The 23,475-nt window shown below is 62.0% G+C and carries 24 protein-coding genes; 11 read left to right on the top strand and 13 right to left on the bottom strand.

The annotated features are described in order from the left end of the window. The first annotated feature begins 72 nt into the window (after nt 1–72). Nucleotides 73–378: an integration host factor subunit alpha gene (gene ihfA / locus DU505_RS20075; RefSeq protein ID WP_114480743.1), complete on the top strand. Its 306-nt coding sequence runs from the start codon at nt 73–75 to the stop codon at nt 376–378. A 106-nt stretch (nt 379–484) separates the two neighbouring features. On the opposite strand, the gene DU505_RS20070 is transcribed toward ihfA, so the two are convergent. Beyond that, on the bottom strand, nt 485–694 hold the full coding sequence (locus DU505_RS20070) for a DUF2788 domain-containing protein (protein ID WP_114480742.1): 210 nt from the start codon (nt 692–694) through the stop codon (nt 485–487). A 109-nt stretch (nt 695–803) separates the two neighbouring features. Between DU505_RS20070 and DU505_RS20065 the strand changes: the two genes are divergently transcribed. Both DU505_RS20065 and DU505_RS20060 read left to right on the top strand, forming a co-directional pair. Continuing rightward, nucleotides 804–1,268 carry a flavodoxin domain-containing protein gene (locus DU505_RS20065; protein ID WP_114480741.1) on the top strand — a complete coding sequence of 155 codons (465 nt, stop codon included), beginning with the start codon at nt 804–806 and terminating at the stop codon, nt 1,266–1,268. Beyond that, the gene (locus tag DU505_RS20060) at nt 1,268–1,639 is read left to right on the top strand and encodes a hypothetical protein (protein ID WP_114480740.1); all 372 of its coding nucleotides are present in this window, start codon (nt 1,268–1,270) and stop codon (nt 1,637–1,639) included. The genes DU505_RS20065 and DU505_RS20060 overlap by 1 nt, the downstream gene beginning before the upstream one ends. Before the next feature lie 362 nt (nt 1,640–2,001). Here the strand turns inward: DU505_RS20060 and ppnN are convergent, their stop codons facing one another. After that, nucleotides 2,002–3,366: a nucleotide 5'-monophosphate nucleosidase PpnN gene (gene ppnN / locus DU505_RS20055; RefSeq protein WP_114480739.1), complete on the bottom strand. Its 1,365-nt coding sequence runs from the start codon at nt 3,364–3,366 to the stop codon at nt 2,002–2,004. A gap of 223 nt (nt 3,367–3,589) precedes the next feature. Here ppnN and DU505_RS20050 point away from each other — a divergent pair, with 223 nt between their 5' ends. Continuing rightward, entirely contained in the window at nt 3,590–4,504 is a 915-nt protein-coding gene (locus DU505_RS20050; protein WP_114480738.1) for a LysR family transcriptional regulator, read from the top strand. 77 nt (nt 4,505–4,581) lie between these two features. Here the strand turns inward: DU505_RS20050 and gcvP are convergent, their stop codons facing one another. Both gcvP and gcvH read right to left on the bottom strand, forming a co-directional pair. Then, nucleotides 4,582–7,476, bottom strand: a complete 2,895-nt coding sequence (gene gcvP / locus DU505_RS20045) for an aminomethyl-transferring glycine dehydrogenase (protein ID WP_114480737.1) — start codon at nt 7,474–7,476, stop codon at nt 4,582–4,584. A 64-nt stretch (nt 7,477–7,540) separates the two neighbouring features. Next, a complete protein-coding gene (gcvH, locus tag DU505_RS20040) occupies nt 7,541–7,930 on the bottom strand; it encodes a glycine cleavage system protein GcvH (RefSeq protein ID WP_114480736.1) in 390 nt (129 codons plus the stop codon). A 578-nt stretch (nt 7,931–8,508) separates the two neighbouring features. On the opposite strand from gcvH, the gene DU505_RS20035 reads away from it, so the two are divergent. Next, entirely contained in the window at nt 8,509–9,906 is a 1,398-nt protein-coding gene (locus DU505_RS20035) for an alanine/glycine:cation symporter family protein (protein WP_422667066.1), read from the top strand. A 44-nt stretch (nt 9,907–9,950) separates the two neighbouring features. Beyond that, nucleotides 9,951–11,063 (top strand): glycine cleavage system aminomethyltransferase GcvT, encoded by a 1,113-nt coding sequence (gene gcvT / locus DU505_RS20030; protein WP_114480734.1) that lies wholly within the window; start codon nt 9,951–9,953, stop codon nt 11,061–11,063. Nucleotides 11,064–11,145: 82 nt separating this feature from the next. Here the strand turns inward: gcvT and DU505_RS20025 are convergent, their stop codons facing one another. From DU505_RS20025 to DU505_RS20010, 4 genes are all read right to left on the bottom strand, one after another. Further along, nucleotides 11,146–11,760, bottom strand: coding sequence for an alpha-ketoglutarate-dependent dioxygenase AlkB family protein (locus tag DU505_RS20025; RefSeq protein ID WP_245948099.1), 615 nt, complete (start codon nt 11,758–11,760; stop codon nt 11,146–11,148). Nucleotides 11,761–11,767: 7 nt separating this feature from the next. After that, nucleotides 11,768–12,715: a LysM peptidoglycan-binding domain-containing protein gene (locus DU505_RS20020; RefSeq protein WP_422667065.1), complete on the bottom strand. Its 948-nt coding sequence runs from the start codon at nt 12,713–12,715 to the stop codon at nt 11,768–11,770. Then, complete coding sequence (locus DU505_RS20015; protein WP_114480731.1) at nt 12,664–13,533, bottom strand: acyltransferase; 870 nt, start codon at nt 13,531–13,533, stop codon at nt 12,664–12,666. The genes DU505_RS20020 and DU505_RS20015 overlap by 52 nt, the downstream gene beginning before the upstream one ends. Nucleotides 13,534–13,661: 128 nt before the next feature. Continuing rightward, nucleotides 13,662–14,543 carry a LysR family transcriptional regulator gene (locus tag DU505_RS20010; RefSeq protein ID WP_114480762.1) on the bottom strand — a complete coding sequence of 294 codons (882 nt, stop codon included), beginning with the start codon at nt 14,541–14,543 and terminating at the stop codon, nt 13,662–13,664. A 128-nt stretch (nt 14,544–14,671) separates the two neighbouring features. Between DU505_RS20010 and DU505_RS20005 the strand changes: the two genes are divergently transcribed. Together DU505_RS20005 and DU505_RS20000 are read left to right on the top strand one after the other, a co-directional pair. Continuing rightward, on the top strand, nt 14,672–15,370 hold the full coding sequence (locus tag DU505_RS20005) for a CoA transferase subunit A (protein WP_114480730.1): 699 nt from the start codon (nt 14,672–14,674) through the stop codon (nt 15,368–15,370). 75 nt (nt 15,371–15,445) lie between these two features. Next, the gene (locus DU505_RS20000; RefSeq protein ID WP_114480729.1) at nt 15,446–16,108 is read left to right on the top strand and encodes a CoA transferase subunit B; all 663 of its coding nucleotides are present in this window, start codon (nt 15,446–15,448) and stop codon (nt 16,106–16,108) included. A 224-nt stretch (nt 16,109–16,332) separates the two neighbouring features. Here DU505_RS20000 and DU505_RS19995 read toward each other — a convergent pair whose 3' ends face one another. From DU505_RS19995 to DU505_RS19985, 3 genes are all read right to left on the bottom strand, one after another. Continuing rightward, a complete protein-coding gene (locus DU505_RS19995) occupies nt 16,333–17,100 on the bottom strand; it encodes a VOC family protein (RefSeq protein WP_114480728.1) in 768 nt (255 codons plus the stop codon). A 218-nt stretch (nt 17,101–17,318) separates the two neighbouring features. Next, entirely contained in the window at nt 17,319–17,594 is a 276-nt protein-coding gene (locus DU505_RS19990; RefSeq protein WP_114480727.1) for a GrxA family glutaredoxin, read from the bottom strand. Between the two features lie 137 nt (nt 17,595–17,731). Next, entirely contained in the window at nt 17,732–18,553 is an 822-nt protein-coding gene (locus DU505_RS19985; protein ID WP_114480726.1) for an inositol monophosphatase family protein, read from the bottom strand. A gap of 97 nt (nt 18,554–18,650) precedes the next feature. Here DU505_RS19985 and hybE point away from each other — a divergent pair, with 97 nt between their 5' ends. Beyond that, nucleotides 18,651–19,094 carry a [NiFe]-hydrogenase assembly chaperone HybE gene (gene hybE / locus DU505_RS19980; protein WP_181872883.1) on the top strand — a complete coding sequence of 148 codons (444 nt, stop codon included), beginning with the start codon at nt 18,651–18,653 and terminating at the stop codon, nt 19,092–19,094. Between the two features lie 109 nt (nt 19,095–19,203). Then, a complete protein-coding gene (locus DU505_RS19975; RefSeq protein ID WP_114480724.1) occupies nt 19,204–19,977 on the top strand; it encodes a 3-hydroxybutyrate dehydrogenase in 774 nt (257 codons plus the stop codon). Between the two features lie 143 nt (nt 19,978–20,120). Here the strand turns inward: DU505_RS19975 and DU505_RS19970 are convergent, their stop codons facing one another. After that, nucleotides 20,121–20,660, bottom strand: a complete 540-nt coding sequence (locus tag DU505_RS19970) for a response regulator transcription factor (RefSeq protein WP_114480723.1) — start codon at nt 20,658–20,660, stop codon at nt 20,121–20,123. 40 nt (nt 20,661–20,700) lie between these two features. After that, nucleotides 20,701–21,966: an ATP-binding protein gene (locus tag DU505_RS19965; RefSeq protein ID WP_114480722.1), complete on the bottom strand. Its 1,266-nt coding sequence runs from the start codon at nt 21,964–21,966 to the stop codon at nt 20,701–20,703. A 287-nt stretch (nt 21,967–22,253) separates the two neighbouring features. Between DU505_RS19965 and gbdR the strand changes: the two genes are divergently transcribed. Next, a complete protein-coding gene (gene gbdR / locus DU505_RS19960; RefSeq protein WP_114480721.1) occupies nt 22,254–23,417 on the top strand; it encodes a choline metabolism transcriptional regulator GbdR in 1,164 nt (387 codons plus the stop codon). Nucleotides 23,418–23,475: the final 58 nt, after the last annotated feature.

Raw genomic sequence — 23,475 nt, 5'->3', positions numbered from 1 at the left:
CGCCAGGCTATCGGACGCAGACGATGCTGTAAAACCGGCGGCGGGCTGGACCGCCACTCTGAAGGAGTAGACATGGGAGCGTTGACCAAGGCGGAACTGGCCGAACACCTTCATGCCGAGTTGGGGCTGACCAAGCGGGAAGCCAAGTCGATGGTGGAGGCTTTCTTCGAGGAAATTCGGGCCTGCCTGCGTGAAAACGAACAGGTCAAGCTGTCCGGTTTCGGTAACTTCGACCTGCGAGACAAGCGGGAACGTCCGGGGCGAAACCCCAAGACCGGCGAGGAGATCCCCATTTCGGCTCGGCGTGTGGTGACCTTCCGACCTGGTCAGAAGCTGAAGAGCCAGGTCGAGTGCTTCGAGGGGCCGCTGCCCAGCTGAGGTGCCCGGCATTGCCAGAAAAGTCGGCGAGCGAAGGTCAGACAAGGCAAAAATTGGCGAGACGATGCCACCCGCTGGTGGGCGGCATCGTCGGCCCTCGACTTTTTCAGACACCGCCGCCGCGTTCGATCAGCCAGGTAATGACGACTTTCAGTAGATAACCGAGAATGCCGGCGCCCAGCACAACGAAAAGCATGATGGTGCCGAATTTTCCGGCCTGGGATTTCTTGGCCAGGTCCCAGATGATGAAGCTCATGAAAAGTACCAGCCCACCGATCATGATCGGTGTGATCCAGGCTTCGAAGGTCTGCAGCATGTCGCCTCCTTGACATAAAGTCCGAGCATTATACTCGGACATTCCCCGGGCTGCATGCCGTCCATCGCCATGTTAATATCCGACCAAAATACTCAGGTATACCCTCGACATGCCAATGCTGAAGATCCTTGTTGGAACCATGTATGGTGGCGCGCTCGATGTCGCCGAACAGGTCAAGCCGCTATTCGAGTCGGCCGGCTACGAGGTAGATATCCTCGAACAGCCGACCGTGTCTGACTTGACCGATTCCCCCACCGATCTTGCGCTGTTCTGCGTATCCACCACCGGTAGCGGTGACTTCCCCGGCAACTTCGTGCCCTTCGCCCGTGGCCTCGATGAGCAGAGTCCCGCGCTTTCGGATCTGCGTTACGGCGTGATTGCGCTGGGCGACAGCTCCTACGGGGACACCTTCTGCGGCGCCGGGCGCCAGTTGGACGACATGCTGCAGGGGCTGGGAGCCACTCGCCTGGGGGATCGGCTGGAGGTTGATGCCATGGAAACCTTCATGGCCGATGATGCGGCGATCCCTTGGGTGGAAGAGTGGATCGATGCCCAGCAGTTGAAGGTGGCCTGATGAACGCCACGCCGACAGCGGAGCGGTTGAGCATCATGCTGGGCCTGCTGCTGCTTATGCTCTCCACCATACCGCGCTACCTGGCGGGAGGGCACGACAACCGCCTGACCATGATCACCCTCGCACTGCTCGCCGTTGCGGCCGTCGCGGCGGTGCACTGGCGCATGCTGGAAGCGAGCGAGCGCCATCGCCTGCCGATGTTGCTCAAGCGGTTTGGCGCCTCGCTGCTCGCAGGCCTGGGGCTGATGGGCGCCTGGCACACCCTGATGACTGACTGGATCAGCTGGCAGCTGTTTATCGCTCACGCCACCACGGCTGGGCTGCTGCTGCATGTCCTGTGGCTGTGGTGGCGCCCGGTGGCAGCCAGGTAGGCGTCGTAGACAGCAATGACTCCGCTGGGGGCTGGCAGTTTCTGACAGCGTTGGTGGCCTCCGCCGAGGCGCCTGACGGCGCCAGTCGCGATGCGGAGTCGGAACGCCGAACCGAGCGCTCCAACAACGTTTCTTTCCACCGACGGTGCCACACCGTTGTTGGAGGAAGCTTTAGCTCACGACTGGAGGCCGAAGGCCTCCCGGCGGTGTCACCAATGCTGGCGATTACCGCCAGCGCCGGCAGCCTCCGCCGGGCGCCTATCGGCGCCAGTCGCGATGCGGAGTCGGAACGCCGAACCGAGCGCTCCTACAGCTGTTTTTTCCTACCACGGCGGTGTTGCCGTTCTTGGTCCTTCTTGACGCTACACCAGCTGATAGCAGGGCACATACTCGCGACCCGGTAGCTTCATGCGGCCCTGTGTAACAAAGGAGCCCAGCAGTGCGTCAAGCCGCCGCATCAGTTCCGGTTCTGCGTGCAGGGAGAAGGGGCCTTTCGCCTCGATGGCGCGAATGCCGTTCTCCTTGACGTTGCCGGCGACGATGCCGGAGAACGCGCGACGCAGGTTAGCGGCCAGTTCATGGACCGGTTGGTTCCGGTGAAGGGCGAGGCTGCCCATGGCTTCGTGCGTCGGCTCAAAGGTTTCCTGGAAGTCACGGGCAACGGTCAGGCGCCAGTTGTAGTGAAAGGCGTCTTGATGCTCGCGGCGGAAATCGGTGACCGCGTCGATTCCCTTGCGCATGGTACGGGCCACCTCGATGGGGTCGTCGACGATGATGCGATACTTGGCCCGGACCTGCTCACCCAGGGTATAGACCAGGAATTCGTCGATGCGCGCGAAGTAGTCCTTGGCGCTGGCCGGTCCTGTGAAGATGACCGGCATCTTCATGTCGGCATTGTCGGGATGGAGCAGGATGCCGAGCAGATAGAGGATCTCCTCCGCGGTACCCACGCCGCCAGGGAAGACAACGATGCCGTGGCCGAGGCGAATGAAAGCTTCCAGGCGCTTCTCGATGTCAGGCATGACCACCAGTTCGTTGACCAGTGGGTTGGGGGCTTCGGCGGCAATGATGCCTGGCTCGGAGATGCCCAGGTAGCGCCCGTCATGGATACGCTGCTTGGCATGGGCCAGATTGGCCCCCTTCATTGGCCCCTTCATTGCGCCAGGGCCGCAGCCGGTACAGATATCGAGTTCGCGCAGCCCCAGGTGGTAGCCAACGTCCTTGGTGTACTCGTACTCTTCACGGGCGATGGAGTGCCCGCCCCAGCACACCACGATGCCGGGATCCCGCCCGGGTTTCATGGTCCCGGCCTTGCGCAGAATGTGAAACACGGCGTTGGTGGTGCCTTCGGCCGTGGTGAGGTCGAAGCGCGAATGATGCTGGATCTCGTTGTAGACGTAGACGATGTCGCGCAGCACCGAGGAGAGGTGCCCGCGGATACCGCGGATCATCTTGCCGTCGACGAAGGCCTGGGCAGGGGCGTTGGTGACCTTGAGCCGGATGCCCCGGTCCTGCTGGATCACTTCGATATCGAAGTCGTGATAGGTCTCCATCAGCACCAGGCTGTCGTCGGTCATGTTGCCGGAACTGAGCACCGCCAGGGCGCAACGGCGCAGCAGGTCGTGCAGGCCGGCCTTGGAGGTGTCGCGCAGTCGGTTCACTTCATGCTGGGAAAGCACTTCCAGGCTGCCCAGGGGTGAAACGGTGCTGGAGATCGTGTCGGGCATGGAACGGTCCTTGTCAGGTCGTATGGCCCGCTGTCCCGGAGGGGCAGGGGGCTGAAATTGGGTCTGGTTGGGGCGAGACGGGTGCTGCGGTGTCGTGGCCAATGCTCGCCGAGTCATGACCGGAATGCTACCACGAGCTCGCTCGGGGCGCAGCGCTGCGCGGCTTCGTCGGTGCTGATAGAATGGCGGTATCAGGCCTCGGTCGAACCGCAAGTGATGCGTCATGTTCAACGCCCAGTATTTCCGTACCTTCATCATGCTGGTCGAGACCGGCAGCTTCACACGCACCGCCCAGCGCCTGGAAATGACCCAGCCCGGCGTCAGCCAGCATGTGCGCAAGCTGGAAGATTACCTCGATAAACCATTGCTGGAGCGCAATGGACGTCGTTTCGCGCTGACCGAGGCCGGACGGCGCGCCTATGACTATGGCCTGCGCCTGTTCTCCGAGCACGAGCAGTTTCGCCATTCCCTGGACGACGAGGCCCTGGATACGGGTGAGTGCCGCATTGGCTCGCCGGGAAGCGTAGGGCTGATGCTGTACCCTTATATACTGGGTCAGCAGCAGATGTGTCCGGGCCTGACGGTCAGCTACAGCTTCGCCTTCAGTCACGAGATCGTCACCGATGTGCTGGCGGGGCGGCATGACCTGGGCATTATCACCGAGCCGGTTCGGCATCCTGAACTGGACTGCTCGCTATGGCATCAAGAACCACTTTGCCTGGTGGTCCCCGCTGACTTTGCCGGCACCACGCTCACCGAGCTGATGGGCATCGGCTTCATCAACTATTCCGATGGCGTCAATCATGCCGGGGCGCTGTTGCGCAGCAATTTTCCCGATGAATTCCGCTCCATGAGCCAGTTTCGCCGGCAGGGTTTCACCAATGAAGTGGCCATGGTACTGGATGCCGTGGCACGTGGGCTCGGCTTCACGGTTGTCTCGCGTCTGGTGCTCGAGACCTCCCCCTGGCAGCGCCAGGTCAAGGAGCTCGACTTGCCGGTGGTGGAGTACGAATCGCTGCATCTGGTCACTCGCACCAGTAGTCGGGTTCCGCGTCGCTATGAGCGCCTTCTCGAAGGGTTCCGTGAGCAGCGGCTACGTGAACGTTTCGGTTTCGCTGAGGGGGCTCCGGCCATTTGACATTCGACAACGCCTACCCTTGAAAGCAATCGACCCGCCATTGGCGGGTCGATTGCGTGAGGGCATGCACACGCCTCTCAGTCACGATATTCGTCGATGCTCGGGCAGGAGCAGATCAGCTGTCGGTCCCCGAAGACATTGTCGACGCGATTGACCGCAGGCCATACCTTGGCTGCCTTGACCGCCTCGGAGGGGAAGGCACCGAGTTTCCTGTCATAGGGGCGGTCCCAGGCGTCGTCCATCAGGTCGGCCATGGTATGGGGCGCATGGATCAATGGATTGTCATTCGCCGGCCAGTCGCCGCGTTCCACTGCCGCGATCTCCTTGCGAATGCTGATCATGGCATCGCAGAAGCGATCGATCTCGTAGCGGGACTCCGACTCGGTGGGTTCGACCATCAGGGTGCCGGGCACCGGGAAGGACATGGTCGGGGCATGGAAGCCATAGTCCATGAGGCGCTTGGCGATATCCTCTTCGCTGATGCCGGAGGAGGCCTTGATCGTGCGGATATCGATGATGCACTCATGGGCCACGGTGCCGTTGACGCCACGGTAAAGCACCGGATAGTGCGCCTCGAGCCGCCGGGCCACATAGTTGGCGTTGAGGATGGCGAGTTCGGTGGCCTCGCGCAGGCCGCGGGCGCCCATCATCTTGATGTAGGCCCATGAGATCGGCAGGATCGATGCGCTGCCGAAGGCCGCCGCCGAGACGGCGCCGCAGTCGGCATTGACGCCAGCGATCGGGGTGACCACATGGTTGGAGACGTAGGGCGCCAGGTGTGCCTTGACTCCGATGGGGCCCATGCCGGGGCCGCCGCCACCGTGGGGAATGCAGAAGGTCTTGTGCAGGTTCAGGTGCGAGACGTCGCCACCGAAGTCGCCGGGGCGGCACAGGCCGACCTGGGCGTTCATGTTGGCGCCGTCGATGTATACCTGGCCGCCGTGCTGATGAACGATGGCGCAGGCCTCTCGCACGCCTTCTTCGAATACACCGTGCGTGGAGGGGTAGGTAAGCATGATCGCCGAGAGGGTGTCGCCATGCTGTTCGGCCTTGGCCCTGAGGTCGTCGAGGTCGATGTTGCCATCGCTGTCGCACTCGACCACGACCACTTTCATGTGTGCCATGGCCGCGGATGCGGGATTGGTGCCGTGGGCGGAGCTTGGTATCAGGCAGATGTTCCGATGTCCCTGGCCCTCGGCCTGCTGGTAGCGGCGGATGGCCACCAAGCCGGCATACTCGCCTTGGGCGCCGGAGTTGGGCTGCATCGAGATGTGCTCATAGCCGGTGATTTCAACGAGGAAGGCAGCCAGCTCATCGATCATCTGCTGATAGCCGGCCACCTGGTTGCGCGGAGCGAACGGATGGATCTGGCCGAATTCCGGCCAGGTGACGGGGATCATCTCGCTGGTGGCATTGAGCTTCATGGTGCAGGAGCCCAGCGGGATCATCGCATGGGTGAGCGATATGTCCTTGTTCTCCAGCCGCTTGAGGTAGCGCAGCATCTCTGTCTCGCTGCGGTAGCGGTGGAAGGTCGGGTGGTCGAGGAAACTCGTCTCGCGGCGACAGGCGGCCGGAATGCCGCTCCGGCCCGCGTTGACCACGGCTTCATCCAGTGCGGTGACCGAGAGCCCGTGTTCTTCGTCGACCAGCACGTCGAAGAGGGTATCGAGATCGTGGGTCGTCGTGGTCTCGTCGAGACTGACGCCGATATCCCCATTGTCGTAATAGCGCAGGTTGATCTCATGGGTCATGGCCCGACCATGGATCTTGCCGGCATCGACGCCGGTCAGGCGCAGCGTGTCGAACCAGCTGTCGTGGGCCAGCTTCACGCCCTTGCTGATCACCCCCTCGGCGAGAATGGTGGTCAGGCGGTGTATGCGTGTAGCGATGGTGGTGAGGCCCTCGGCGCCGTGATAGACGGCATAGAAGCCTGCCATGTTGGCCAGCAGGGCCTGGGCGGTACAGATGTTGGACGTCGCCTTCTCGCGACGGATATGCTGTTCGCGGGTCTGCATCGCCATGCGCAGGGCAGTGTTGCCACGGGAGTCCTTGGAGACGCCGATGATGCGTCCCGGGATCGAACGCTTGAGCTTGTCGGTGGTGGCAAAGAAGGCGGCATGAGGGCCGCCAAAGCCCATGGGTACGCCGAAACGCTGGCTGTTGCCCACGACGATATCGGCGCCCAGGGCGCCCGGCTCCTTGAGCAGCACCAGGCTCATGATGTCGGCGGCTACGCAGGTCATCACGCTGTTCTCGCGCGCCGTCGCGAGCAGCGGCTCGAGGTTGCGAATCTCGCCGCTCTGCCCCGGGTATTGGAGCAGGGCGCCGAAGACATCGTGTTCGGCAAGGCTTTCGGCGGGGCCGATGATCAACTCGAAGCCGAAGTAGTGGGCGCGGGTGCGTACCACATCGAGGGTCTGGGGTAGCACATCGTCGGCGACGAAGAAGGCGTTGCTCTTCGACTTCTTGTTGGCGCGCTGACACAGCGCCATCGCTTCGGCCGCCGCTGTGGCCTCGTCCAGCAGAGAGGCGTTGGCCAGCTCCATGCCGGTGAGGTCCATCACCATCTGCTGGAAATTCAGCAATCCTTCGAGCCGGCCCTGGGCAATCTCCGGTTGATAGGGGGTGTAGGCGGTGTACCAGCCTGGATTTTCCAGCACGTTACGCTGGATCACGGCCGGTACATGGGTGTTGTAGTAGCCTTGGCCGATATACGTCTTGAAGACCTTGTTCTGGCGCGCCAGACGCTTCAGGTAGTCCAGCGCCTCGGCTTCACTGCGCGGCGGGTCGAGATCCAGCTCGCGGCCCAGGCGAATGTCCGCGGGTACCGTGCGCGTGATCAGGGCGTCGAGGCTTTCCATTTCCAGCGACGCCAGCATGGCGTCGACGTCATCGGTACCTGGCCCGTTGTGGCGTCGGATGAAGGCGTCATGATCGGCCAGTTCGGCCAGGCGGCGATTGTCGAAAGCCATGGAGCACCCTGTCGATAGTAGAGAATGAGCCCGGCCCACGGGGTCGGGCGAGAGCGGTCGGAGATCAATCCTTGGTGGCAACGGCCTGATAGGCGTCGGCGTCGAGCAGGTCTTCGAGGCTGGCGGTGTCCTCGATGCGCACCTTCATGATCCAGCCGCCCTCGTAGGGCGCCTCGTTGACCGTTTCCGGCGCATCTTCGAGCGTCTCGTTGACTTCGATGATCTCGCCGGCCACCGGGGCATAGAGGTCGGAGGCTGCCTTCACCGACTCGATCACCCCAAACTCATCGCCTTTCGCCAGGGTGCGTCCGACATCGGGGAGTTCCACGAAGACCACGTCGCCCAGGGCTTCCTGGGCATGATCGGTGATGCCGATGGTGACGGTGCCGTCGCCATTGTCCAGCACCCACTCATGGCTATCGTTGTAGCGGAGATTGGCGGGAATCGTGCTCATGATGGTTTTCCTATACGAAAAAGGTTTCTGAACAAGTGAATGCTAACGCCATTGGCGCCGTTTGGCGAGTCCCTGTGGATGGCCAAATCGTCGGAAACCCAGGCCTGCCGCTGCAGATGGGACAAGCCCCACAGCAGGCGTCCAGTGTGCCTGCGTGCTTCCCTGAGCTCTGTTGAGAGTCGATCCACGGCGACAGCAGATCGCATATTCGACAGTCCCGCCAGCGCTCACTAGTCTGTAGCCAGGCCTGTATGGCTTGCGTCCATGCCAGGACTCCATCGCTCTGGCCGCTGTTCTGACCACCACGCTGGCGGCGTCAGCGGTAGTGGGTCTATTGTTTCCAATACGAAACAGACGTTATCCTTGCTCTCTAATTACATCCATGGACCCGTTTTTTCAGAGAACCTTTCGAGTGGGTGGCGTAATTGTGGTGGATTCCGCTATGGTACGCCGGTTTGTGCTAGCGATCGTTCAAGTTGACCGTGCATCGCGAGATTAACGTTGGCACCGGGACACGGCGAGCGTATCGGCAGCCCAACAACAAATCCATATAACAGAGGGACAGGTGCGTGGAAACCATGACAGCGATATTCACGGCCATCAACAGCGTGGTCTGGGGCCCGTTGATGCTCATTCTCCTGCTGGGCGTCGGCCTCTATCTGCAACTCGGCCTGAAGTTTCTGCCGATTCGCAAGTTGGGCACCGGATTCAAGCTGATGTGGCAGGGGCGCGAGGCCAGACCGGCGCCCGGCGAGAAGAAACGAGTGGAAGAGGAGGGTGAGATTTCGCCCTTCAACGCCTTGATGACGGCGCTTTCCGCCACGATCGGCACGGGTAACATTGCCGGGGTGGCCACCGCCATCGCCTTGGGTGGGCCGGGGGCGATATTCTGGATGTGGATCACCGCCCTGGTGGGCATGGCGACCAAGTTCGCTGAAGCGGTGCTGGCCGTGCGCTTTCGCGAAACCGACAGTCTCGGCTATCACGTCGGCGGGCCGATGTTCTACATCAAGAATGGCCTGGGCAAGAAGTGGCTATGGTTGGGCGGCGCCTTCGCCTTCTTCGGTGCCGTGGCAGCCTTCGGGATCGGCAATACCGTACAGTCCAACTCCGTCGCCGACGCGCTGAGTTCCACCTTCAATATCCCCCACTGGCTGACAGGCGTGGTGATCATGGTGCTGGCCGGGGCGGTCATTCTGGGCGGTATCAAGCGTATCGCCAAGGTGGCGGGTAAGCTGGTGCCGATCATGGGCATCCTGTATATCATCGCGGGTTTGCTGGTCCTGATCGTCAATGCCGGTCAGATCGGCGAGGCCTTCAGCCTGATCTTCTATTATGCCTTCAATCCTCATGCCGCAGCGGGCGGTTTCGCCGGTGCAGCCGTAATGGCAGCGATCCGCTTTGGCGTGGCGCGTGGCATCTTTTCCAACGAGGCAGGCCTGGGCAGTGCACCTATCGCCCATGCCGCGGCCAAGACCAGGAACCCGGTGCGTCAGGGGCTGATCGCCATGCTGGGCACCTTCATCGATACGATCATCGTTTGCACCATCACGGCGCTGGTGATCCTGACGTCCACGGTATGGATCGAGGGCGAGCAGGGCGCTTCGCTCACGGCACTCTCTTTCGATGCCGCCCTGCCCGGGTTTGGCAACCAGATCGTCTCGGTGGCGCTGGCGATCTTTGCCTTCACTACGATCCTGGGATGGTCCTTCTACGGCGAGAAGTGCTTCCAGTTCCTGTTCGGCACCCGGTCGATCATGCTCTACCGCACGCTGTTCGTCCTGGCCATTCCCCTGGGTGCGATGGCGCAGCTGGGCTTCATCTGGCTGATGGCTGATACCTTCAACGCCATGATGGCGATTCCCAACCTGATTGCCCTGGCACTGCTTTCGCCGGTGGTGTTCAAGGTGACCCGGGATTATTTCGACGGCAAGGAGGTCCTGCCGGGTGAGGATCTCGATCACGGCCAGCGCTGACCTGGTGTAGCTTCATACCACTATCACTACCCGAGGAATTCCGCATGAGCGAACTCAAGCATACGCCGCTGCATGGCCTGCACCTGGAGTTGGGGGGCAAGATGGTTCCTTTCGCCGGCTATGACATGCCGGTGCAGTACCCGCTTGGCGTCAAGAAGGAGCATGAGCATACCCGGGCGGCCTGTGGCCTGTTTGACGTTTCGCACATGGGGCAGGTGTTGCTGCGTGGGCCTCGGCCGGCCGAGTCGCTGGAGACGCTTGTCTGTGCGGATATCGTTGGATTGCCCGAAGGTATGCAGCGCTATGCGCTGTTCACCGGACAGGAGGGGGGTATCCTCGACGACCTGATGGTGGCGAATGTCGGCGACGATCTCTATCTCGTGGTTAATGCGGCCTGCAAGGACCAGGATATCGCCCTGCTCGAGACCGGGCTGGACGCCGAGCATGAGGTCGAGGTGCTCGACCGGGGGCTCCTGGCCCTTCAAGGGCCCCAGGCGCCAAGCGTGATGAAGCGGCTGTGTCCAGCAGCCTGTGAAATGGTCTTCATGCAGCATGGCCGTTTCGAGATCGACGACATTCCCGTCTGGATCAGTCGCAGCGGCTATACCGGAGAGGACGGCTTCGAGATATCGGTGCCGGCGGACCGGGCCGAGGCGCTGGCCCGTCGCCTGCTCGCCGAAGAGGAGGTAGAAGCGATTGGCCTCGGTGCGAGGGATTCCCTGCGTCTGGAGGCGGGACTCTGTCTTTACGGTCACGACATCGACACCGAGACTACCCCGTTGGAGGCGGGGCTCATCTGGGCGATCGGAAAGCCGCGCCGACGTGGCGGCGAGCGACAGGGCGGCTTCCCTGGCGCGGACCTGATCCTGCACCAGGTCGAGAAGAAGGATCATCAGCGCAAGCGGGTGGGTTTGCTGGGCGAGGGGCGTGCGCCGGTACGTGAGGGGGCCGAACTGTTCAGCGGTGACGACGAGGCAATCGGCGTGGTCACCTCAGGGGGATTCGGCCCCAGCGTTGGCCGGCCTGTGGCCATGGGGTACGTCACCCTGGAGAACGCAGAGATCGGCACAACCGTATTTGCCGAGGTGCGTGGCAAGCGACTGCCGATGACGGTAAGCAAGATGCCGTTCGTGGCGCCGGGGTATTTCCGTGGATGACGGTTTATACCGTTAACTACGGGATTAAGTCACCTGTCTGCTGCGGCAAGGCAAGGCAAGTGACCATTAAATCAGGATTCGCTTATGTATTCCTGATCCAGCGAAAGGTAAGGCTGATCCTGAGCCCGGGGATCCGTCGAGGCAATAGCGCGTGCTGAAGTTGCCGCTGTACCCCGGGCCCCATCAGCAGAAGGCTATCGTGGGGTAGCCAGACATTGAAGGCTTCGCGTGGACCCTGGCGCCAGCGCAGGCGCAATGGGCGTTCCGCGCCCAGGCTGACGGCGGCTATCAGCGGATCAGGTCCGAGTTCTGGCTCGTCGTCGCTGTGCCAGCCCATGCGCTCCGCGCCATCCTCATAGCGATTCAACAGTACGCTGTTGAACGTTGCGGCGATGCCGGCAGCGGCCAGGCGTGCGACAACAGCGTCACGGATCCTGTCGACTAGGGGATGCCATGGCTCGGGCTGGAAATCGTGACCCGAGTATCGGTAATGCGCATTGCTATCTCCCATCCACAGCTGTCGGCGGGGAATCGGGTGTTCGCGGCCGTAGAGCCGCAGGCGTGGTTGCTGCCACGTCAGTTCGCCATCCAGTCGTGCCAGGGCGGCGCTCGCCGCCGGCTCGCCGAGCACGGCGGGGAAGCGCTGCAATAGCGGCGAGCGGAGAAGCGTGTCGCACGGCGCAGGTTGGGTGGGCATCATTGCCTCAGCGTAGCACTCGCCTCGGATCGATCGGCTTGCCACCCAGGCGCAGGTCGAAGAGCAGATCGTGCCGCTCGGTGGTGTTGCTGTAACCGACTTCGCACAACGGCGTCCCCCGGGTGACCCGAGCGCCATCGTCAACCAGGATCGAATCGCACAGGGCATAGACGCTCTGCAGGTTGTCAGCATGATGCACGATGACTACCCGGCCGAGCTGGCGCATGCTGCCGGCGAAACGCACATCGCCATCGGCAACGGCCTTGGCGTTGGCACCACGGCCGGTGGCGAGAAGCATCGGCTGCAGCGTACCGCGGCTATCGCTGCCAAAGGCGCGCACAACGCGATAATCGTCAAGCGGCCAGGGCCAGTTGCGGGCGGTGCCAGGCAGTGAGCTGGTGTCGGGTGCACGCGGCGTTGCACTCGCCGCACCGCTGCCACCACTCGAACTGGCGCCACTTCGCGAGCCGCCCGTGGAGGCAGTCGCTGTACTGGTGGTGGCTCCTCTCAGGGGCACCTGAATCACCTGGCCGACCCTCAGCCGCGTGGGTTCGACCCCCGGGTTGGCCGACTGAATGCGAGCCGGTGTGGTCGCGAAGCGTCGCGCGATACCGGAATAGGTGTCGCCGGGGCGCACCTGATAGCGGTAGGGGCCGCCGGATGGGGCTCGCTCCTGTTGAGTCGGGACCAGCAGGCGCTGCCCTACCGCCAGGCGATGAGGGTTGGCCTCCGGATTGAAGCGCTGCAATCGAGCCAATGGCACGTCAGCCCGGGCTGCGATGCTGCCCAGGGTGTCGCCACGCTGTACCGTGACCCAGCTACCGCCGATGCCGGGATCACTGCTGCGCTGAACGCCGCCGCCACCGCTGGCACAGCCGGCCAAAAGCAGCAACGTGGCGATCATCAGCGCGAATCGAGCGCCTCGTCCTTTTCCTGCCACAGGGCATTCAGCCATGAGTGGAAGCGCTCCTTGTAGTGCGGGTCGTCGTAATAGCTGCCTTCCTGCATCCAGGCGGGCACGTCAAGTCGGCGCGCCTCGACCGAAATCGGCCCTTCACGGCCGCACAGGAAACCCCAGAAGGTCGGCTTGGGATTCTCGTAACGCAGGGTGAAGTCAAGGATGCCGCTGAGCCTGTCGCCGAGCAGGTTCAGAACCTGGGCGATGCCGCCGGCCTTGGGTTTCAGCAGATGCCGGAAGGGACTATCCTGCAAGTCGCGCTTGGCTGGCGTAAAGCGCGTGCCTTCAACGAAGTTGAAGATGGCGATCGGCATTTCGCGGGCGCGCTCACACATCCTCTCCGTCGCTTCGCGATCGATGCGGGCAAGCTGGGGTTTGCGCGCCAGCTGCTGCTTCGTATAGCGACGCATGAACGGGTACTCCAGCGCCCACCAGGCGAGTCCCACGATGGGAACCCAGATCAGTTGCTGCTTGAGGAAGAAGCGGGGCATGGGTATACGGCGATGCAGTCCCATCAGCAGCATGAATATGTCGGTCCAGCTACGGTGATTGGACAGCACCAGCCACCACTGGTCGCGGGCAAGACCCTCCGGCAGGCTCATGCTTACCTGGGGCTTCAGCCAGTGGCGCATCCACCACAGATTGAAACCGATCCAGTTGAGCGCCACGCCATTGAGCCCATTCAGGATGAGTCGGCGTAGCGGACGCCCGGGCGTGATCAGCTTGAGGGCGGTCAGCAGCACGAGGGGAACTCCCCAAAACAGGGTGCTGAAAATAAGCAGCAGCACGCTGACGATCCCCTTCAGGGTCGACATGCCTCACTCCTTGCGTCTTTTGCATGACAGCCGCTCATGCTAATGGATCAAGGATGGGCTGCCCAGCGTTACGTGCCGTTACGGGTGGGTTTATTGCCTGGGTCTATTGATCGAGTTTATTGGCCGAGTTATTGAAGGGTTCTTCGCAGCACCTCGTAGAGCGCTCGGGCAGCGGTGGAGAGTTCTTGCCCTGCGCCAATGACCACGCCCACCGTTCTTCGTATCTGTGGATCGTGCAGTGGGACGCAGCGCGCACCCAGTTCATGCATCTGTTCCCGGCATAGCGTTGGAACGGCGCTCACGCCCAAGCCGCTGGCAACCATCCGGCCCACCGTCGCCAGCTGATGGCTTTCGAAGGCGACGGGTAGTTCGGTGCCGCGCACTGCAAGCGCCTGTTCCATCAGGATGCGCACCATCGAGGGGCGCTGCAGGGTGATGAAGTCGTGACTGAGCAGGGCGTTCCAGTCGATCGAGCCAGCGTCGGCCAGCGGAGAGTCGGGTGGTACAACGGCAACGAAGGTGTCGTCGAAGAGCGGCAGGAAGTCGATCCCCTCGCTGGTTTCGGGTTCGAAGGCGACGCCGAGCTCGACCTGCCGTTGACGCACCATATCGATGACCTGTTCGTTGATCACATCGTGTACCGTCACGTTGACTCGCGGAAACTGCTCGCGAAAGACGCGTAGGGCATGAGGCAGGCGATTGCAGGCGATTGACGGCATGGCGGCAACGGCAACGCGCCCCAGTTGGAGCGTGAAACGCTGACGCAGCAGTTCTTCAGCGTTGTCCCAGTCGGCGAGAAGCCGCTTGGCCATGGGCAGCAGGGTCTCGCCTTCAGGGGTCAGGCGAACGCTGCGGGTGCTGCGAATCAGCAGGGCTCCCCCCAGCGTCTCCTCCAGCCCCTTGATGGCCAGGCTGAGCGCCGGCTGCGATAGATGGAGGCGTTCACAGGCCTGGGTGAAGCTCAGGGTCTGGGCGACGGCTTGGAAGGCGCGAAGCTGCTTGATGGTCATGGCCATGTTTGATTTATTGATGATTCCGATTAATTGATAAAAAAAACAAACTTAACAAATATATTCGCCGGGTCAACACTGATCAGGTACCGTCACTCTTTCATTTCACAACAAGACGAGGCTTCGCGATGGCCGGATTCGACAAGCGCGTATATTCCTACGAAGAGGCAATGCAAGGCATCGAAAGCGGCATGACCGTGATTGCCGGTGGTTTCGGCCTGTGCGGCATACCCGAGAACCTGATTGCCGAGATCAAGCGGCGGGGCGTCAAGGACCTGACCGTGGTCTCCAATAATTGCGGCGTCGATGGATTCGGCCTCGGCCTGCTGCTGGAAGATCGACAGATCAGCAAGATCTATGCCTCCTACGTCGGTGAGAATGCCCTGTTCGAGCAGCAGATGCTCAACGACGAGATCGAGGTCGTGTTGACACCCCAGGGCACCCTTGCCGAGCGCATGCGCGCCGGTGGTGCCGGGATTCCGGCCTTCTATACCGCGACCGGCTACGGCACGCCGATCGGTGAGGGCAAGGAGGTGCGCGAGTTCAATGGGCGCCACTACATCCTTGAAGAGGGCATCGTCGGAGACTTCGCTATCGTCAAGGGCTGGAAGGCCGACCGCTACGGCAATGTGGTCTATCGCCATACGGCGCAGAACTTCAACCCCATGGCCGCTACCGCTGGCAAGATCACCGTGGTCGAAGTGGAAGAGATCGTCGAGCCGGGTGAGCTGGAGCCCAGTCAGATCCATACGCCCGGGATCTATGTCGACCGGATCATCCAGGGCTCTTTCGAGAAGCGTATCGAGAAGCGCACCGTTCGCGACTGAACCGCGACTTTCCATGGATTCGATTCGAGCTTTCCGGCGAGACCGGCGCGGCTCACAACGACAAGAGGCAAGAAGATGGCACTGACTCGCGAACAGATGGCACAGCGCGTGGCACGCGAACTCCAGGACGGGTTTTACGTCAACCTGGGGATCGGCATCCCCACGCTGGTCGCCAATTACATTCCCGACGGTATCGATGTCATGCTGCAGTCCGAGAACGGTCTGCTGGGCATGGGGCGCTTTCCCACCGAGGAAGAAGTCGATCCGGACATGATCAATGCCGGCAAGCAGACAGTGACGGCGCGTCCGGGGGCGGCGATCTTCTCGTCCGCGGAGTCCTTTGCGATGATCCGCGGCGGCCATGTGGACCTCACCGTTCTCGGTGCCTTCGAGGTGGACCAGGAGGGCAACATCGCCTCATGGATGGTTCCCGGGAAACTGATCAAGGGCATGGGCGGCGCCATGGACCTGGTGGCCGGTGCCGAGAACATCATCTGCACCATGACTCATGCGTCGAAGCACGGTGAGTCGAAATTGCTCGAGAAGTGCACCCTGCCACTGACCGGGGCAGGCTGTATCAACCGGGTGCTGACCGACCTTGCCTATATGGAGATCGAGAATGGGACCTTCATTCTCAAGGAGCGGGCGCCGGGCGTGAGCGTGGAGGAGATCGTCGAAAAGACAGCGGGCAAGCTGGTGGTGCCCGAGCATGTGCCTGAAATGACGTTCGATGACTAAACTTCGATAACCCAGTGCACAAACCTGAATATCGATGAAGCCCGGGCCTGCAGGCCCGGGCTTCATCGTTTTCGCGCCGTGGTCATGGGCGCCGCATCGGGCACCCTCGATAGCTGATGAAATTGTGACCAGCTCACGGCAACCCCGCCGGTTTCAGCTCATCACGGCGTTTCACCACGGGATTGCACAGCGTTATCCACAGTTTCTGTGGATAACCGTGGGGCTCAGGTGATCTCGCAACGGGTATGGTGGGGCAGCAGTAGCTCGACGGTACGCTCATGGTCGTTGCTGAGGCGCTTCTGCAGCAGGGCCAGGCCGCCCTGGGGAATGCGGTGCTCATCGCCATCGGCGAAGGCAATGCGTCGCGAACAGGTGGGGTAGAAGCGGTAATCCAGCATGGGCGAGACCGGGAAGAGGCCGTATTGACGTTCTTCGCTACCTTTTAGTCCTGTCTGCTCGAGCGCTTCATCCAGGCTATCGATACCGCTCCCGATGCGTTCGCAGTCGAAGCCGGCATGGTGCATGCTCGGCCCCATGACTGACAGCCAGCCGGCCAGCGGATGGGCGTCGCAGAGCATCCTGTAGCTCGCCCAGTCGGGCATTGCCCAAGGGCGACCACGAGTCAACAGGTTCTGGCCGCGGGCATCCTGCGGATGCGTGTTGGCGACGAGCTCGGTGAGGCGGGCCCTGGGCTCTCGCGAGAGGGTGCCCATTTGCAGTTCGGCCAGTATCAGCCACGGGCCGTCATCGGGCGGCGCCATCAGGGTTACCAACAGGCCTCGGTCAGCCATGGCATAGCGCTGGGAGGGACGAAAGCCCAGGTGGCCGAGCGTCGGCAACAGGTCGGCAGCCGCAAAGGGCGATTGATTCAGCGTCAGTAGCGCCAGGTACTCAGCCGGTGTGTCGGTGGGCCATAGGCGCAGGGCGCCCACATCCGTGTGCTGGTGGATGTAGTCGAGCCATAGTTGTTGCAAGAACTCTTCCCGCTGCATCGTTGCCGTTCCTTGTCTCCTGATGCGCCTTGTCGCAGGACGCCTGGCGACAGTATAGGTTCTGATGGCGATCGGCTTTCAACGGCAGAAGGACGCTCAACGGGCGTTCGGCGTATATGAGAGAAAGGCACCCAACGAGAGAGGCGTTTAACGAGCTTAACGAGAGAAAGGCGGCGGGCGGGGGAGCACCGGCCTGTGCTCCCCGAGGGAGTTGGCTATCAGGAGACGCTTGCCCGTGACAGCAGATCGTTATCGCGTACGTACTGGTCGAAATCCGTAAAGCCACCCAGGTGGGCCTGGTCGACGAATATCTGCGGTACGGTAGTCACCGGTTTGCCGATGGTCTTCTCCATATCGGCCTTGCTGATACCCTCTGCCAGGATATCGACATAGCGATGGCCCTCGATGGCGCCGGCTGCCTCAAGCCGCTCGGCAAGTGCCTGGGCACGTACGCAGAAGGAACAGCCGGGACGACCGAAAATCACGACAAACATAGCAACGCTCCTGAAAAGTGTTGGCGCTATTGTGACCGATTGGCTGCCTGGTGGCCAATAGCGGCCCGCTAGTCAGGGCATTGCCCAGGGCTATCAGTGCGCCTGCCAATGTGACTGTGCGTGGCCTGCTCGCCTGCTCAGTAGAGCATCGATTCATTATCGTCGGCCGCGCGTAGCAGGGCGGCGAGTTCGGCATGGATTTCCGGTGTGCTGACCAGGATGTTTTCGCCGTACAAGTCCTCGGGAATACCTGTGGGGCATGGGTAGAGATGGCCTGCCCGGGCGCCGGCCTCCCGAGCGATCAACATGCCGGCAGCAAAGTCCCAGGGCGAAACGCTCTCGTAGTAGGCATCGAGCCGGCCGCAAGCCACATCGCAGAGGTCCAGGGCCGCTGAGCCGTTACGGCGCACGTCCTGGCAGTGCTGAAGTATTGTCATCAGGCGCCGCATCAGGGGAGGGCGGCTATCGCGCCGATAGGGGAAGCCGGTGCCGACCAGGCAGTGCTCCAGGTTGGAGCGCCGACTGGCATGTATGGGCTTGCCGTTGCACCAGGCACCCTGGCCATACAGCGCAGTATAGGTTTCGCCGAGGAAGGGGGCGTGAACCACGCCGAGGCGTGTCTTGCCCTCGCTGACCCAGGCGATAGAGACACCGACGTGGTGGAGGCCGTGGGCAAAATTGACAGTCCCATCGATGGGGTCCACGACCCAAAGGGCTTCGGCCGTGGCCATTACCGTGTGATCCGGAGCCAGCTCTTCGCTGAGGCGAGACTCGCCCGGCAATGCGGCCTCCAGCCGCTCGCTGATCAGCGTGTCGACTTCAAGATCTACATTCGTGACCAGCTCCTGTCCCTTCTTGTAGCGCTGGTTGAAAGCCTGGCCATGGCGAGCCGCGATGATGTGCTCGCCGGCCTGGGTTGCGATCGACACGGCCAGCTCGAGGCGGTCCTGGGGAAGCATGGGCATTCCTCGTCGCGGATGGAACTGCCAGAATAGCAGCCGTGGCGAATCCCTGCCGCACTGAGCGGTCATGCCAACTTGCCGAGAAGGAGTGCCAATGCAGGCCCTGAACCCAGAGCAATATGAGCGTCTCCGCGACCTCGCTGCAGCCTGGCAGCAGCAGCAGGGGCGTAGCCTGAAGGCATCGCCTCACTACAATCCGCGGCTTAGCGTGGACGCGCTGTGCTTCCAGCCATTGTCGAAGGAGCGGCCGGACGAGGAGGAAGAGACCTACCTGGTTGGGGCCCTGGTCACGCCAGTGTCACTTTCACTGGCACTGGTACCGGCCGAGGAAGCCGCTCCACCGCCCGAGCCGGGCACCCGTCGTCATTTCGCCCTGCCATCGGGGCGTTATCCTTTCGTGGTGGAGCGACTCGCACGTTCGCTTTGGCTCTGGCGCTGCGAGCTCATGGATGACCTCTCGGACCTCGACTCCCTGCAGGAGGCGAGTCGCCTGGCACAGCAGATGATGGACAAGGTCATGACCCACGGCGGCGGGTAAGGCGGGTTTCGGACAGGGTGGTTTCAGTGAGAGAGGACGCCTATGCTGGAGCGTCGTAATCGCACTCGTCGCCCCTACCGTTTTTACCGCAGTCTATGAGGATTCGTTCATGACCAACGCAACGACCCCCAATCCACGAGTCGCCCTGGTGACAGGCACCGCCAGTGGCATCGGAGCGGCCGTGGTGCACCAGTTTCGCGAGCTCGGTTATCAGGTGCTGGCCGTTGATTTCAACGAGCAGGCCAAGGAGAAGGCCGATGCCGAGGGTGCCGCTTTCTTCAAGGCCGATCTCACGGATGGTGATGCCTGCAAGGCAGCCGTAGCCGAGGCGATCCGGCGTTTCGGTCGAGTGGACATACTGGTCAATAACGCCGGTATACAGCATGTTTCACCAATCGAGGACTTTCCGGAAGCCAAGTGGCGGCAGATCATCGACCTGATGCTGACCGCGCCTTTCCTGCTCACCCAGGCCGTCTGGCCGTGGATGCGTCAGAACGGGTGGGGGCGCATCATCAATGTTGCGTCGGTGCACGCCCAGGTGGCTTCGCCCGGCAAATCGGCCTATATCAGTGCCAAGCACGGCATGATCGGCTTGACCAAGACCGCGGCGCTGGAAGGGGGCTCCCAGGGCATTACCGCCAATGCCATCTGCCCGGCCTACGTGAAGACACCGCTGGTGGAGAACCAGATCGCCGATCAGGCGAAGCTGCATGGCATGGAGGAGCAGGAGGTGATCGAACAGATCATGCTCAAGAATGCGGCCGTGAAACGGCTGATCGAACCCTCGGAGGTATCCGGTCTGGTCGCCTACCTGGCGTCGGATGCCGCGGGTGCCGTGACGGGATCGAGCTGGAATATCGATCTGGGCTGGACGGCTCAGTAGAAGCGGTTCCGGGCCATGCTACGCGGTTCTTGCCGGGAATAGTCCTGCGAGGACGCGCTGTAAATCCTTCCCTGGACGCTACCGGCGCCATCCATGGCGCCGGACATCCTCTACGGACTACCCCCGGTGGCATTTTTTCCTTGCTATCGCCGCACCGGCCGTTTCTGCAGCTTGCGCTGCAAGGTGCGGCGATGCATGCCCAGCGCCCTGGCCGTGGCGGAGATATTGCCGTCATGTTCCTGCAGCACTTTCTGGATATGTTCCCAGGCGATGCGGTTGATCGACGGCGGGTTGTCGGCCACTTCGGCGTCCGGGTCGCCCTGCTCGCGACCCAGCGCAATGAGGATCTCCTCGGCATCCGCCGGCTTGCAGAGATAGTTGACGGCGCCAAGCTTGATCGCCTCGACTGCGGTGGCGATGCTGGAGTAGCCGGTCAGCACCACGATGCGACACGCGGGTACGACCTCGAGCAACTCGGGGAGCAGTTTCAGGCCGGAGCTCTGTTCCAGCTTGAGGTCGAGGGTGGCGAATTCGGGGCGATGTCGCCGGGCCAGACTCATGGCCTGATCAGCATCGTGCGCCACGTTGACCTCGAATCCGCGCCGGGTCATGGCACGCGACAGCACATGACAGAACATTTCGTCGTCGTCGATGATCAGCAGGCGTGTGTCGGCGTCTTGCATGGCAACCTCGTCGCGTCATTCGAAAGGGATCCCGCCCGGCTCAGGGCTCACTGGGCGGCAGGGTCACTTCGGTCAGCGTTCCCCCGTCGGGATGATTATACAGGCTAACGCCACCCCCGAAGCGGTTGATGGTGGCGTGGGTGAGAAAGAGCCCGATACCCAGGCCCTTGCTCTTGGTCGACACGAAGGTCTCGCCGAGCTGGTCGGCGATCTCCAGGGCGACGCCGGGGCCATGGTCGCGGATATCGATCACCACTTCCTCAGCCGACCAGTCGAGGCGGATGCTGATATCGTCCGGATTGGCGTCTGCTGCATTGTTGAGCAGGTTGGTGATGGCCTGGTCGAGGGTGGCGTCCACCTTGAGCCAGGGTGTGCCGCGCTGGCTGCCGATATCCAGGCGATGACTGACGTCGGGGCGTAATACCAGCCAGCGCTGTACCACGCTTGCCAGCCACTCCCGTGCATCGCGCACCTCCGGTTTTGCCATTCGACCCCGGTCCGCACTCTGCACCAGGTGGCGCAGTCGTGCCTTGCAGACGTCCACTTGTTGACGCAGGAGTTCGACGTCTTTTTCCAGCGCGCCGTTGCCCCGGACATCCTCGCGCATTTCGCTCAACAGCACCGCCATGGTCGACAGTGGCGTGCCCAGTTCATGAGCGGTGCCCGCGGCCTGGGTGGCCACCGCCACGACCTGCTCATTGCGCAGGGCCGCTTCCCGTGTCCGCGATAGCGCCTGTTCTCGACTGCGCAGGGCATGGGCCATCTTGAAGATGAAGAAGGTAACGAGGCCAGCCGAGAGGGCAAAATTGAGCCACATTCCCAGCACGTGGAGGTCGATGGCTTCATCATCGTAATGATGGGTCAGCTGTGGCACGGGGTGGTAGTCGAACATCAGCATCGTGTAGGAGGCCATGGCCGACGAGGCAATGATCCAGGCATAGCGCCAGGGCAGCGTGGCCGCGGCGATCGTCACCGGTATCAGGTAGTAGTTGATGAAGGGGTTGGTGGAGCCGCCGGTGAGGTAGAACAGCAGGGTCAGGCCCAGCACATCGGCCAGCAGGTGGATCACGTACTCGGTATGGCTGACGACCCACTGACGGCCTAGTCGCCACCAGGTGAAGAGGTTGATCAGCCCCATGGCGACGATCACCCCGATGACAGCGACCACGTGCAGCTCGAAGTGAAGCAGCTCCACGCCGATGATCACTGCGGCCAGGAAACCGGTCCAGGTGATGCCTCGAACGATGGTCAGGCGGACTAGGTTACGACTGGGCGTCGAAAGCGGCAGGGGTGGTGCGGAGGGCATTTGAGCTCCAGTGTAGAACGTAGCGCCATCATAACCTGTGGTACTGGCTTGGGCCGAACGGGAGTGGGTCGCCTCGATTGCGTCACTCAATGGGAACAGGGACTGGATAAAGAAAAATACGATAGGCGGCTCGCCTCTGGATTGGATAAAGTGGGTGAAACATGTCGATATGCGACAGAATGTCGCGATCGGGCAAGCACTGCGAAGATCTGACAAGCATTACCAAGAAGAATCGGACATCGGTGTGGTTTGAGCCTGTCACACCTGAGCCGCTCGGGAGAGAGACCATGACGAACACATCACGAAAGGATCCTGAGGGATTCAGGAACCCACATACCAAGGGCGACGGGATCAAGACCCAGACGATCGGCTTTCTGCTGCTGGACAATTTCACGCTGATCTCGCTGGCGTCGGCCATCGAGCCCCTCCGCATGGCCAACCAGCTGGCGGGCCATGAACTCTATCGATGGTATACCTTGACCGCCGATGGCGAGCCGGTGGGTGCCAGCGATGGACTCAAGGTGACCCCGGATGCCTCTCTGCGCACGCCGCTGGGGCTTGATATGGTCGTCGTATGCGGTGGCGTCGGGCCGCATCGCAGCGTGCATCGCGAACATGTGACCTGGCTACAGGGTCAGGCGCGCCTCTCCCGGCGGCTGGGAGCGATCTGTACCGGAAGCTGGGCCTTGGCCAAGGCCGGCTTGCTCGATGGCTACGACGTCAGCACCCATTGGGAATGCATGGCGGCGATGCGAGAGGCCTTTCCTCGGGTCGAGTTGACCACGAGGCTATTCTGCATCGATCGTGACCGGGCCACCTGCTCCGGTGGTACGGCCCCACTGGACATGATGCTCAACCTGATCGCCAAGGACCATGGGCGCGATCTGGCCGCGGGCATTTCCGAGATGTTCATCTGCGAGCGCATGCGCAATGAGCAGGACCAGCAACGCATTCCCCTGCGACACGTGCTTGGCACCACACAGCCCAAGCTGCTAGAGATCGTCGCGTTAATGGAAGCCAACCTGGAAGAGCCCATCGCTCTCGATGAGCTGGCGGGCTATGTGTGTGTATCCCGTCGTCAGCTCGAGCGGTTGTTCCAGAAGAACCTGCACTGTTCCCCATCCCGCTATTACCTCAAGCTACGCCTGACCCGTGCGAGACAGCTGCTGAAGCAGACGTCGATGTCGATCATCGAGGTGGCGTCGGCCTGTGGCTTCGTCTCGACGCCGCACTTTTCGAAGTGCTACCGCGAGTTCTTCGGTTTTCCGCCAAGGGATGAACGCATTGGCAATCTACAGCCCGTGCCGAGCCTGAAGGGCAAGCAGGTGGATGCCCTTTTCAAGAATGCGGCCTTCGAAGCGATTTCCGGTGAGCCGGTTTCCAGTGCCATGGTCGCTCTCGACCAGGCGCGTGGGGAGCCCACCTATGCCAGTGTGGCGGTCAAGAATTAGCAGGCGTTACCGGAAAACGACAGTCGTTGCCTGGCGTCGCTTTTGCGACAGGCATGAC

It is taken from the genome of Billgrantia montanilacus (assembly GCF_003336675.1).
Lineage (GTDB): Bacteria > Pseudomonadota > Gammaproteobacteria > Pseudomonadales > Halomonadaceae > Halomonas > Halomonas montanilacus.
The sequence above is the reverse complement of the archived record's forward strand: the minus strand, read 5'-3'. Positions and strand labels throughout refer to the sequence as shown.